Here is a 12342-nt window from a genome sequence, read left to right as displayed (position 1 = left end):
CTCCGTGTCCAGGGTCCGCTCGGCGAGCATCGCCCTAGGCTGGTCGGGTGACCGAGTACATCGTCCGGCCGGCGCGCAGCGCCGACATCGTGAGCATCCGGAACCTCCTGCAGCCGATGGTGGAGCAGCGCATCCTGCTCGGCAAGGACCTGGCGGTGCTCTACGGCGCCGTGCAGGAGTTCGTGGTCGCGGAGGCCGACGGCGAGCTGATCGGCTGCGGCGCGTTGCACGTCATCTGGGAGGACCTGGGCGAGGTGCGCACGCTTCTCGTCCGCGAGGACTGGCTGCAGCGCGGGGTGGGCCGGGCCATCGTCGACCGGCTCGAGGAGAACGCGCACGCCCTCGGACTGTCGCGGCTGTTCTGCCTCACGTTCGAGGTCGAGTTCTTCGGGCGCCGGGGCTATACGGCGATCGGCGAGCAGGTCGTCGACCCTGACGTGTACTCGCAGCTGCTGCGCAGTGGAGACGCGGGTGTCGAGGAGTTCCTCGACCTGGCGCACGTCAAGCCGAACACCCTCGGCAACACCCGCATGCTCAAGGTCCTCTGACGCACGGCACCGCGCCGCGCCCTCCCAGGCTCGCGACCGCGGATCGCTTAACCTGGACGTATGCCCCGTCCCTCCGCCGCCGTCTATCGTCGTCGGCGCCTGGCGGTGCTCCTCGCGCTGATCCTGGTGGTCGCCGTCATCGGCATCGCGGTGTGGCTGCTGATCGCACGGCCGTGGGCGACGGCGGGGGAGAGCCCGGCACCCACCTCGTCCGCGAGCACCACGGCCACGGCGCCGCCCGTCACGGGCTCGCCCACGCCCGACGTCACGCCCACCGCCCCCGCGACGCCGGCGATCGTGGCCTGTGAGGCGAAGGACATCGAGGTGACGGCGGTCACCGACGCCGACAGCTACGCGGCGGGCGTCAACCCGCAGCTGTCGATCTCGCTCACGAACAAGGGCGCGACGGACTGCACGATGGACGTGGGGTCCAGCACCCAGGTGTTCACGGTGTCCAGCGGTGCGGACGTGTGGTGGCGCTCGACCGACTGTCAGGAGAACCCGAGCAGCATGATCGCCACGCTCACGGCCGGGTCGACCGTGGTGAGCAAGCAGCCGGTGACCTGGGATCGCACGCGGTCGAGCGTGGAGACCTGCGCGCAGGAGAATCGTCAGCGCGCCCCCGGGGGCGGTGCCTCGTACCACGTGGCGGTGTCGATCGGGGGCTTCCCGAGCACCGGCACGGCACAGTTCCTGCTGTACTGACCGGCCTCGGCTTTCGAGGTCTTCCTGCCGCCGTGCTTCGGATCGCGGGGTCTTCGGCAGCGCCCGCTCCGAAAAGCGGCGACATGCCCGGGAGGGGCAACATGTGCTGACAGGAGTGGTTCTTTGGGATACCATAGACATGACTCTCCGCCTATGCGGCACAAGCCATCCCCAGTGGCGTCGAACTACAGCGTCCCCAGCGCTTCGACATCGCCGCTCGAGAGTCCGAGGGCCCTCTCGAGTACCCCAGTCCCCAATGGAGGACTCGAGAGGGCCCCAATCATGTCCGGCCCGCTCCGCCCCCTGGGCGGGCGCCGCACGGCGCGCCGATGCCTAAGCTGGAGACATGGCTGGGAAGAAGGCGAAGTCCGCGAAGAAGAAGCCCGCACCGGAGGACTTCCGGTCCGAGGCGCTGGCTGTGGCGCTGGAGAAGCAGGACGTCGCCGCCGTCGCGCTGGCTCTTCGCCATGGCACGACCGTGGTGCCGCTGATCAAGCCCGGTGCGCGCGACAACCCTCTCGACAGTGGAGAGGTGTGGACGTACCGCGACCCGAACTCGGGCGACCTCGCGCTGCTGCTCTTCAGCGACGCGAAGAACAAGCCGGCCAACCTCCCGCCAGGAGTGGGCATCTACGACGCGGCCTGGCTGCGGTCCTTCCTCTCCGCGCACCCGATCACGACCGTTTTCCTCGACATCGCCGGGCCGCACCCGATGCAGGCCGATCCGGTCGAGCTGCTCAAGGCGCTCGACGCCTGAGCCGACCGCGCCGCCGCCTGAGCCGACCGCGCGATCGGGCGGTCAGAACGGCGGGATGTCGCGGTCCGGTCGGCGGGCGCCGTTGCGGGAGCGCACGTCGCCGAGGGCCGCGCGCAGCGTCTTCGATCGATCGTCCACGACCTGCTCGTAGCCGAGCCGCGCGGCCTCGGACCGGCGCTGCGCCGCCTGGGTCACGGGGCGCACCTCTCCGGCGAGGCTGAGCTCGCCGACCGCGGCGACCGTGCGGGGCACCGAGATCATCTGGATGGAACCGGCCACGGCGATCGCGATCGCGAGGTCGGCCGCGGGCTCGGTGAAGCGCACGCCGCCCACGGTCGACACGTACACGTCGAGGCTGCCGGTGGGCACCCCGGCGCGACGCTCCAGGATCGCGAGCACCATCGCGACCCGGGACGAGTCCAGCCCGTGCACGATGCGCCGCGGGTTCGGGGCGTTGCTGGGCACCGTGAGGGCCTGCACCTCCACCGGGAGCGCCCGGCGACCCTCCAGCGAGATCGCGACACAGGTGCCGGGCTCGGTGGCACCCTGCGAGAGGAAGAGACCGGAGGGATCGGGCACCTCGGCGATGCCGTCGCCGGTCATCTCGAAGCAGCCCACCTCGTCGGTCGGTCCGAAGCGGTTCTTGAGGGCGCGGATGAAGCGCAGCGACGTCTGCCGGTCGCCCTCGAAGTGGCACACCACGTCGACCAGGTGCTCCAGCACGCGCGGTCCGGCCACCTGGCCGTCTTTCGTGACGTGGCCGACGATCACGATCGGGAGGTCGCGCTCCTTCGCGACGCGGATGAGGGTCGCGGCGACCTCACGCACCTGGCTCGGCTGTCCGGCCGCACCGTCGGTCAGCGACGACGACACCGTCTGCACGGAGTCCACGATCACCAGCTGCGGCTGCACCGCGTCGATGTGGCCCAGGATGGTCGCCAGGTCGGTCTCGCTGGCCAGGTACAGCTCGTCGTGCAGTGCCCCGGTGCGCTCGGCCCGCAGTCGCACCTGCGCGGGGGACTCCTCGGCACTCGCGTACAGCACGCGGCGGCCGGACCGTGCGGCCTGCGCGGCGACCTCGAGCAGCAGCGTCGACTTGCCGACACCCGGCTCCCCGCTGAGCAGGATCGCGGCGCCCGGCACGATGCCGCCGCCGAGCACGCGGTCGAACTCGCCGACACCGCTCGTGCGCCGCGGAGCGTCCTGCGTCGTGATCTGCGTGATGGGCCGCGCGGCCCGATCGGCCGTGGGCGCGAGGGCGCTCACACGTCGGAGGATGCCGGTCTGCGCGGCCTGCTCCTGCACGGTGCCCCACTGCTGGCATTCGCCGCAGCGCCCGACCCATTTCGCCGTCGTCCAGCCGCACTCGGTGCACACGTAGGCGGGGGGAGCGGGTTTTCGGGTGGCCATGCCCCCACGCTATCGGGGGGATCGGACATCCCTATCGACCAGGTGATTATTCACGGCCGGGACTATCCATGCGTCCCCGTCACGCCGGAATAATGGAGTCATGTCCAACGGCGGGTCCGTCTGCGGACCAATCTCCAGCTTCTCGCGGGTGCGCATCCTGCACCTGCTCTTCGAGGCCGGTCGCAGCGGCGGAGGTGGCGAGCTCTCGATCGGGGAGCTGTGCGCGGAGACCGCGCTGCACCCCAACACGGTGCGTGAGCACCTGCAGCGGCTGATCGAGGGCGGCTACGTCATCCCCACCGTGGAGCACCGCACCACGCGGGGCCGTCCGCGCACGCTGTACCGCGCGGCGACCGGTGCGCCCGAGGCGTCCAGCCCGGTCGCACGAGACAAGGCCAAGGCCGCAGCACGACGCGGCGACCTGCTCCGCAGCATGCTGCCGGGAGCCGTCACCGAGCTCGGCCGCGACGCCACGTATCAGCTCGACGCCCTGGTCGAGCACCTCGAGGAGAGCGGGTTCGAGCCCGTCGTGGACGACCGGATTCTCACGGTCGACCTCAGCCCGTGCCCGCACGCGGCGGGGCGGCCGGAAGACCGTCCGATGCTCTGCCAGGTGCACCTCGGGCTCATGCAGGGAGTGCTGACGGCCGCAGGAGGACCGCTCGAAGCCGAGTGCGTGCGCGATGCCGACCTCCCCGCGGAGTGCACGGTGCAGCTGCGCGACACCAGCGCGCGTTCGCTCGACAGAAGGGGAATCACGCATGGAATGGCTTGATCCGCTCGCTCTCGCCCGATGGCAGTTCGGGCTCACGACGGTCTACCACTACCTGTTCGTGCCGCTCACGATCGGCATGGCGATGGTGGCCGCCATCTTCCAGACCGCGTGGGTGCGCACCGGCAAGGTCCAGTACCTGCACCTGACCCGCTTCTTCGGGAAGATCTTCCTGATCAACTTCGCGATGGGCGTGGTCACCGGCATCGTGCAGGAGTTCCAGTTCGGCATGAACTGGTCCGATTACTCCCGCTTCGTCGGCGACGTGTTCGGCGCCCCGCTGGCCTTCGAGGGGCTGCTGGCCTTCTTCTTCGAGGCGACCTTCATCGGGCTGTGGATCTTCGGCTGGGACAAGCTCCCGCAGAAGCTGCACCTCGCCACCATCTGGTGCGTGTCGATCGGCAGCATCATCTCGGCGTACTTCATCATCGCGGCCAACGCGTTCATGCAGAACCCGGTCGGCTACACGTACAACGAGGTCACCAATCGCGCCGAGCTCACCGATTTCTGGGCGCTGCTGACGAACCCGGTCGCGCTCGCCGCCTTCCCGCACACGATCTTCGGTGCGCTCATGTTCGCCGCCGGCGTCGTGATCTCGGTCTCCGCCTGGCACCTCGCCCGCGGACAGCACTTCGACACCATGCGCATCTCGCTGAAGTTCGGCCTCTGGGCCATGATCTTCTCGACCGCGGGAGTCGTGCTCACGGGTGACCAGCTGGGTCTGGCGATGTACGACGCCCAGCCGATGAAGATGGCCGCGGCCGAGGCCACGTTCAACACCGTCTGCGGCGCCGACGCCTCCTTCAGCCTCTTCACGCTGGGGACGCCGGACGGCAGCTCGGAGCTGTTCTCCATCCGGGTGCCCTACCTGCTGTCGCTGCTGTCCACGCACACGCTTGACGCCTGCGTGCACGGCATCAACGACCTGAACGCGGAATACGCCCAGACCTACGCGAGCACCGGCCTCACTGACTTCGCCCCGGTCCTCTGGATCACGTACTGGTCGTTCCGCTGGATGATCGGCCTCGGCATGGCCGCTGCGCTCGTCGCCGTCGTCGGTCTGTGGCTGACCCGCAAGAACGCCAAGAAGGCACCGGCGCCATGGATGTGGAAGCTCGCCATCTGGTCGTTCCCGCTCGCGCTCGCCGCCAACATCATGGGCTGGGTGTTCACGGAGATGGGTCGGCAGCCGTGGATCGTGTTCGGGCTGATGTCCACCCGCGACGGCGTCTCGCCGGGCGTGACGGGCGTCGAGGTGCTGATCTCGCTGATCTCCTTCACCGCCATCTACGCCGCGCTCGCCGTGGTCGAGGTCCGGCTGATCGTGAAGGCCGCCCAGAAGGGGCCGGACACGGACGAGCAGCCCCATGAGGAGACGGCCCAGCTGCCGTCGGTCGTGTACTGAGAGGAAGGAGCATCATGGATCTCGCAACGCTCTGGTTCTGGATCGTCGCCTTCCTCTTCGTGGGGTACTTCGTCCTGGACGGCTTCGACTTCGGCGTCGGGATGTCGCTGCCGTTCCTCGGCAAGAACGACGTGTCGCGCCGCCAGGTCATCAACACCATCGGCCCCGTGTGGGACCTCAACGAGACCTGGGTCATCGTGGCCGGCGCCTCGCTGTTCGCCTCGTTCCCCGAGTGGTACGCGACGCTGTTCAGCGGCTTCTACCTGCCGCTGCTGCTCATCCTGCTCGCGCTCATCCTGCGCGGCGTCTCGTTCGAATACCGTCACCAGCGGGAGAGCCGGAAGTGGAAGCAGGGCTTCGACCGGATGATCGTGATCGGCTCCGTCGTCCCCGCGCTGCTCTGGGGCGTCGCGTTCGGCAACATCGTGCAGGGCGTCGCGATCGACGAGAACCACATCTACGTCGGCGGCCTGTTCTCCCTGCTCAACCCGTACGCGCTGCTCGTCGGCGTGACGACGCTGCTGCTGTTCTTCCTGCACGGCGTGCTGTTCGTCGCGCTGAAGACCGACGGCCAGGTGCACGAGGACGCCAGGAAGCTCGCCGCCCGCGCCGCGCTGCCGACCGTGATCGCGGCCGCCGCGACCGTGCTGTGGACCGTGCTGATCGCCTCCGGTCGTGAGGCGCCGCTGCTGTGGCTTGTGATCGGCGCCGGCGCCGTGGCCGCGGTGTCGCTGCTCAGCGCGGTGGCCCTGTCACTGCGCGGACGGGACGGAAAGGCGTTCGCGGCGGGCGTCGTCACCGTGATGTCGGCGGTGACCATGCTGTTCGCCGCGCTGTTCCCCTACGTGATGCCGTCGACCATCGACCCGGCCTACAGCCTCACGATCGCGAACGCGAGCAGCACCCCGTATACGCTGCAGATCATGAGCTGGACCGCGCTGATCGCCCTGCCGCTCGTGATCGCGTACCAGACGTGGACCTACTGGGTGTTCCGCAAGCGCGTCACCCGCCGCTCCATCGAGGGGGCCCCGGCGCACGCATGAAGCCGGTCGACCCGAGACTGCTGAGATACGCGGCTGCCGCGAGGGGCTTCCTCGCGGCATCCGCGTTGATCGGGGTCGTGCAGACCGGCATGACGATCGCGTTCGCCTGGCTGCTGACGCAGGCCGTGGTCGGCGCGATCGCGGGACGCGACGTGTCCGCCTTCCTGCTGTGGCTGCTGCTGGCGGCGCTGTTGCGCGGGCTGCTAATCGCCGCGTCCGATGCTGCGGGCACCCGCGCCGCCGCCCGCACCGGGGTGCAGCTGCGGGCCGCCCTGGTCGCCGCGGTCGGGCGGCTCGGCCCGGGGTGGCTGGCCCAGCGGAACCAGACCGAGATCGCGGTCACCGCCGGGCACGGGCTGGAGGCGCTCGACGCCTACTTCGCGCGCTACATCCCGCAGCTCGTGCTCACCGTGATCGCGACGCCCGTGCTCGTCGCGGTCATGTGGTGGCAGGACTGGCCGAGCGGACTGACCGCGATCATCACGCTGCCGCTCATTCCGCTGTTCCTGATCCTGATCGGCATGGCCACCCGCACCGTCCAGAAGCGGCAGTGGCAGACGCTCCAGCGCCTCGCCGCGCGCTTCGCCGACACCGTCCAGGGCCTGTCCACGCTGCGCCTGTTCGGCCGGGACCGCCGCGCGGCCGACCGCATCGAGGCCACGGCGGACGACTACCGCCGCGAGACCATGAAGGTGCTGCGCTTCTCGTTCCTCTCCGGATTCGCGATGGAGCTGCTGTCGTCGCTCGCGGTGGCGCTGATCGCGGTGGGTGTGGGGTTCCGGCTGCTCTCCGGCGACCTGAGCCTCGAGGTGGGGCTGTTCGTGCTGCTGCTCGCACCCGAGGCCTTCCTCCCCATCCGCCAGGTGGGGGTGCAGTTCCACGCGGCGGCCGAGGGGGTCGCGGCCACCGAGGATGTGTTCGCGGTGCTGGACGCCGCGCAGGACCGGGGCGCGGAGGTTCACAACGCAGGAGTTCCCGCGTCTTCGAGCCGATCCCGCGCGCTTTCCGGCGGAGCCGGCGGTGCTTCTCCTGAGTTGCGAACGCCGGACGGGCTGCTCGTGGTGGACGGCCTCCGCGTCCGCGAGCTTCCACCGGTCTCGTTCACGGCCGAGCCGGGCAGCATCACCCTGATCGAGGGGCCGAGCGGATCGGGCAAGTCGAGCCTGCTGGCGGCGCTGCGCGGAGCCGTGCCGTTCACGGGTGAGGCCGCGTGGGGAGGGCGGGACGTGCGGGGACTCGCCCCGTCCGAGTGGCTGGCGTGGGCAGGGCAGGCCCCCGGGCTCATCCGGGGGACCGTCGCCGCCAACGTCGCGCTCGGCGACCAAGACCCCGATGCGGCGCTGGTGCGTGCGGCGCTCACCGCGGCGTGCGCGGAGGGGGTCGAGCCCGACCGGCCGCTGGGCGTGCAGGGCAGTGGCCTCTCCGGGGGGCAGGCGCAACGCGTGGCCGTGGCCCGTGCCCTCTACCGGCACAGCCGTGCCCCGCACGCCGTGCTCGCGCTGGACGAGCCGTCGAGCGCGCTCGACCCGGAGACCGAGGCGCGGCTTTGGCGGTCGCTGCGCGAGCGCGCGGACTCCGGGGCCATGGTCCTCCTCGTCTCGCATCGCCGTACCGCCCGCGACATCGCCGACCGCATCGTCGACCTGGGGGTGCCCGCATGAGCGACGTGACGAGAGGGCAGCGGGTCCGCGATGTCCTGCGGCTCGCGCAGCCGCCGGTGCGCCGCTTCCTGCCCGGACTGGTGTGGGGCGTGCTGTCGGCCGCCGCCGCCGTGAGCCTGCTCGCCGTGAGCGGCTGGCTGATCGTCAGCGCCTCGATCGTCGACTCGCTCGTGCCCCTGTCGATCGCCGTCGTGGGCGTCCGCTTCTTCGCCGTCACGCGGGCGGTCACCCGCTACCTCGAGCGGTTGAGCGGACACGATGCCGCCCTGCGGCAGCTCGCCGCCACGCGCTCCGACATGGTCAGGCGGCTGATCCCGCTCTCGCCGGCCGGGCTCGGCGCCACCGACCGCGGGCAGGTGCTCGCGGCCCTGGTGGACGATGTCGAGAACCTGCAGAACCTGCCCCTGCGCGTCGTGCAGCCGCTCGCGGTCTCGGCCGTCGTCGCGCTCGGGGCCGTGGGCTTCCTGCTGTTCGTGTCACCGGTGGCGGCTCTCACGCTCGCGGTGTGCCTGTTGCTGGCGGCGGTCGCGGCGGTCGGGCTCGGCTGGGTCTTCGGCTCGCGCGCCGAAGCCGCCGTGTCCGCGCGGCGGGCCGAAGTGTCTGCGGCGCTGGTCGACTACTTCGGCAGCCTGGACGTGCTGCTCGCCTTCGGGGCGGAGCAGGCGGCGCGCGAGCGCATCCGGCAGGCGGATGCTGCTCTGCGGCGCGTGGTGACCAGGGCCTCGCTGGCGCAGGCTGTCGCGGCCGGCGCCGTGTCGTTCCTCGCGGGGGCGGCCTCGGTGTGGGCGCTGGCCGCCGCCTCTCCCGGGCTCGCGACCGGCGCGATCGACGCTCCCTGGCTGGCGGTGGCCGTGCTCGTGCCGATGGTGGTGTTCGAGATCTTCGGGGCGGTGCCGGTGGCGGCGGCGTCGTGGCGGAGCGTGCGCGCGAGCGCCGAGCGCATCGTCGACGTGCTGCCGGTGCGCATGCCGCCCGAGCTGCGCGCCGATGCGGGCGACGAGGTCGAGATCGCCGGCACGCCCTCCCTCTCGCTGCGCGATGTCCGAGCCGCGTGGCTGGGCGGGGCCACGGCACTCGCGGGCGTCGACCTGGCCGTGGGGCCCGGCGAGCGGGTCCTGGTGACGGGGCCGAGCGGTGCGGGCAAGAGCTCGCTGGCCGCCGCGCTCGTCGGCTTCCTGCGGGTGGAGGGGGAGTACCGGGTGGGCGACCACGACGCGAGCGCCCTGTCCGGACCGGCGCTGCGGCGCGTGATCGGCCTCTGCGAGCAGCAGCCGCAGCTGTTCGACGAGGACGTGCGCCAGAACCTGCTGTTCGCACGCGACACCGCGACCGACGACGAGCTGCTGGCCGTGCTCGACCGTGTCGGGCTCGGGGCCTGGGTGCGCGAGCGCGGGGGCCTCGACGCCAGGGTCGGCGACCGCGGCGCGCTGGTGTCCGGCGGTCAGGCGCAGCGGATCGCGTTGGCTCGCGCGCTGCTGCGGGGGTTCCCGGTGCTGGTCCTCGACGAGCCGACGGCCGGGGTGGACCCGGAGGCGTCCGACGCGCTGCTGCGCGACCTGCTGGGGGCTGCGGGCGATCAGTCCGTGCTGCTCATCTCGCACGTGGCGCCGCCCGCGGGCACGATCGATCGTGTGGTGCACATCGAGGCCGGTCGCACGCGCTGAGTCAGCCGCCGATCGCGTTCATGCCGCGGTCGGGCTGCAGGAAGCCGGGGTCGTCGATCGCGTGGCCAGGCAGCTTCGCCCAGACGCAGTTCCGCAGCACGGCCTCGAGGTCGGCGTCCGTCCGCGTCGAGTCGCGGAGCATGGGCAGCAGGTCGTATTCGTCCGTGGAGAACAGACAGTTGCGCAGCTGCCCGTCGGCCGTCAGGCGCAGCCGGTCGCAGTCTCCGCAGAACGGGGCGGTGACGGAGGCGATCACGCCGACCGTGGCGGGGCCGCCGTCCAGCCGCCAGCGCTCGGCCGGGGCGCCGCCGCGCCCTGGCACCGCCGTGAGGCTCCAGCGCTCCGCCAGCGCGTGCAGGATCTCCTCGCGTGTCACCATCCGCGCGCGATCCCACGTGTGACCCGCATCGAGCGGCATCTGCTCGATGAAGCGCAGCTCGGCGTCGTGCGCGAGCGCGAACTCCACCAGGTCGCACAACTCGTCCTCGTTCACGCCCCGCATCGCGACCGCGTTGAGCTTGAGCGGTCGCAGACCCGAGTCACGGGCGGCTTCGATGCCCCGCCGCACGTCGTCCAGGCGGTCGCGGCGGGTGAGGGCGGCGAACCGGTCGCGGCGCAGCGTGTCGAGCGAGATGTTCACGCGTGCGAGACCTGCCGCGACGAGCGCGTCGAGCTGCTCCGCCAGGCGGATGCCGTTCGTGGTCATGGCCACCTGCACGGGACCGTGACCCTCGTCGATCGCGCTCAGCCGTCGGACGACCTCGACCAGGTCCGGGCGCAGCAGCGGCTCTCCGCCCGTGAGCCGGAAGGTGGTAATGCCCGCCGCGGCGGCGACGCGCGCCACCCGCTCGATCTCGTCGAGCGTGAGGATGGAGGTGCGCGCGAGCCACTCGTTGCCCTGCTCGGGCATGCAGTACGTGCAGCGCAGCGAACACCGGTCGGTGAGGGAGATGCGCAGGTCGCGGTGCACGCGGCCGTGCGTGTCGAGCAGCGGACCGTGCGAGGCGGGCGCCGTGGCCACGGGCCTGCGGCGTCCGATCTGCACGGCCACTGCCGTCATGTCATGCCTTCCCTCCGTTGCGACGCCCTCCGACGTCGCGGAGCATCCCGGCGACCACCAGCGCGAACGCGCCGACGAACACGAGCAGCCAGAGGCCGAGCGAATACGAGTTGGTGTCGGCATTGTAGGTCGCGCCCATGACGAGCGGGGGGAAGTAGCCGCCCAGCCCGCCGGCCGCCGCGACGATGCCGCTGACCGAGCCCACCTTCTCCGGGGGCGTCGACGGGCCGATCCAGGCGAACACGGCGCCCATGCCGAGGCCCATGGCGGCCGCCATCATGATGAACGTCGCGCCGGTGACGATGCCCTCCGGCGGCTGCTGGCCGACGATGTAGGCGAGCGAGACGATGCCGCCGAGCGAGATCAGCGCGATGACCTTGGGGCCGAACCGGTCGGCGAGCACACCGCCGATGGGGCGTGCGACCACCGCCGCGGCCGCGAACAGCGCCGTGCGGGTCCCGGCGCCGACCACGTCGACGTCGTCCGGGTAGATCGTCGTGAGGTACTTGGGCAGGAAGGTCGAGAACGCGACGAAGCCGCCGAACACGATGCCGTAGAGGAAGGCCATCTCCCAGGTCACCGCGAGCTTGAGCGCCCCCACGACCTTCGGGACGAAGCGGTCGGTGTTCGGTCGCCAGGCCGGGGAGTCGCGCAGCAGCAGCCAGGACATCGCGGCGAAGGCGGTGAGCACTCCGGCGATCAGCAGGTGCGTGGGCAGGTAGCCGATGGCCTCCACCAGGCGCGGCGTGAAGAACGCCGAGATCGCGGTGCCGATCATGCCCATGCCGAAGACGCCGTTCGCGAAGCCTCGGCGCGACGGCGGGTACCAGGCGCTGGAGAAGGGGATGCCGACGGCGAAGATCGTGCCGGCGACGCCGAGGTAGAAGCCGGCCACGAGCAGCAGCGGGAAGCTGCCGATCTGTCCGGCCAGAGCGACCAGGAGCACGGCCGGCACCGAGGTGACCAGGACGAACGTGAACATCTTGCGCCCGCCGAAGCGGTCGGTCATGGCGCCCACGACGATGCGACCGAGCGCTCCCACCAGCACGGGGGTGGCGAGCATCAGGGAGATCTGCCCCTCGTCGAGCCCGATCTGCGTGGCGTAGAGCTTCTGCAGCGGCGAGATCGCCATCCACGCCCAGAAGCCGACCGTGGAGGCGAGCGTCGCGAGGACGACCTGGACGATGCCGCCGCGGAGGTCGTCCTGGGCGGTGGCGGTCGTGGCGGGAGCAGCAGAAGTCATGGGTGAAGCCTCCTTCGTGCGTTGAGAGTAGCTTCGCGTCCGGCCGCGCGAGGCACCATCACCCGTGCTAATTC

Annotated in this window: 11 protein-coding genes; 8 read left to right on the top strand and 3 right to left on the bottom strand. The window is 71.1% G+C overall.

Annotation, left to right across the window (positions count from 1 at the left end):
- The first annotated feature begins 47 nt into the window (after positions 1-47).
- The 3 genes from M3C17_RS09850 to M3C17_RS09840 all read left to right on the top strand — a co-directional run bounded on the left by M3C17_RS09850 (position 48) and on the right by M3C17_RS09840 (position 2010).
- Positions 48-548: an amino-acid N-acetyltransferase gene (locus tag M3C17_RS09850; protein WP_259977528.1), complete on the top strand. Its 501-nt coding sequence runs from the start codon at positions 48-50 to the stop codon at positions 546-548.
- A 60-nt stretch (positions 549-608) separates the two neighbouring features.
- Positions 609-1253: a hypothetical protein gene (locus tag M3C17_RS09845; protein WP_259977527.1), complete on the top strand. Its 645-nt coding sequence runs from the start codon at positions 609-611 to the stop codon at positions 1251-1253.
- A gap of 346 nt (positions 1254-1599) precedes the next feature.
- Positions 1600-2010: a dehydrogenase gene (locus tag M3C17_RS09840; RefSeq protein ID WP_259977526.1), complete on the top strand. Its 411-nt coding sequence runs from the start codon at positions 1600-1602 to the stop codon at positions 2008-2010.
- Positions 2011-2052: 42 nt separating this feature from the next.
- Here M3C17_RS09840 and radA read toward each other — a convergent pair whose 3' ends face one another.
- Positions 2053-3420 (bottom strand): DNA repair protein RadA, encoded by a 1368-nt coding sequence (gene radA / locus M3C17_RS09835; protein WP_259977525.1) that lies wholly within the window; start codon positions 3418-3420, stop codon positions 2053-2055.
- 100 nt (positions 3421-3520) lie between these two features.
- Here radA and M3C17_RS09830 point away from each other — a divergent pair, with 100 nt between their 5' ends.
- From M3C17_RS09830 to cydC, 5 genes are read left to right on the top strand one after another with little or no spacing between them, the layout of a single operon-like run.
- Positions 3521-4195, top strand: coding sequence for a metalloregulator ArsR/SmtB family transcription factor (locus M3C17_RS09830; RefSeq protein WP_259977524.1), 675 nt, complete (start codon positions 3521-3523; stop codon positions 4193-4195).
- Complete coding sequence (locus M3C17_RS09825; protein ID WP_259977523.1) at positions 4182-5597, top strand: cytochrome ubiquinol oxidase subunit I; 1416 nt, start codon at positions 4182-4184, stop codon at positions 5595-5597. The genes M3C17_RS09830 and M3C17_RS09825 overlap by 14 nt, the downstream gene beginning before the upstream one ends.
- Before the next feature lie 14 nt (positions 5598-5611).
- Positions 5612-6640 carry a cytochrome d ubiquinol oxidase subunit II gene (cydB, locus tag M3C17_RS09820; RefSeq protein WP_259977522.1) on the top strand — a complete coding sequence of 343 codons (1029 nt, stop codon included), beginning with the start codon at positions 5612-5614 and terminating at the stop codon, positions 6638-6640.
- Entirely contained in the window at positions 6637-8301 is a 1665-nt protein-coding gene (gene cydD / locus M3C17_RS09815; RefSeq protein ID WP_259977521.1) for a thiol reductant ABC exporter subunit CydD, read from the top strand. Before cydB ends, cydD begins: the two co-directional genes overlap by 4 nt.
- Entirely contained in the window at positions 8298-9965 is a 1668-nt protein-coding gene (cydC, locus tag M3C17_RS09810) for a thiol reductant ABC exporter subunit CydC (RefSeq protein ID WP_259977520.1), read from the top strand. Before cydD ends, cydC begins: the two co-directional genes overlap by 4 nt.
- A 1-nt stretch (position 9966) precedes the next feature.
- Here the strand turns inward: cydC and moaA are convergent, their stop codons facing one another.
- Both moaA and M3C17_RS09800 read right to left on the bottom strand, forming a co-directional pair.
- A complete protein-coding gene (gene moaA / locus M3C17_RS09805) occupies positions 9967-11025 on the bottom strand; it encodes a GTP 3',8-cyclase MoaA (RefSeq protein WP_259977518.1) in 1059 nt (352 codons plus the stop codon).
- A 1-nt stretch (position 11026) separates the two neighbouring features.
- On the bottom strand, positions 11027-12268 hold the full coding sequence (locus M3C17_RS09800) for an MFS transporter (protein ID WP_259977517.1): 1242 nt from the start codon (positions 12266-12268) through the stop codon (positions 11027-11029).
- Positions 12269-12342: the final 74 nt, after the last annotated feature.

The organism is Microbacterium sp. p3-SID336, assembly GCF_025143365.1.
Lineage (GTDB): Bacteria > Actinomycetota > Actinomycetes > Actinomycetales > Microbacteriaceae > Microbacterium.
Note: the sequence above shows the minus strand (reverse complement) of the source record. Positions and strands in the feature narration are given on the sequence as shown.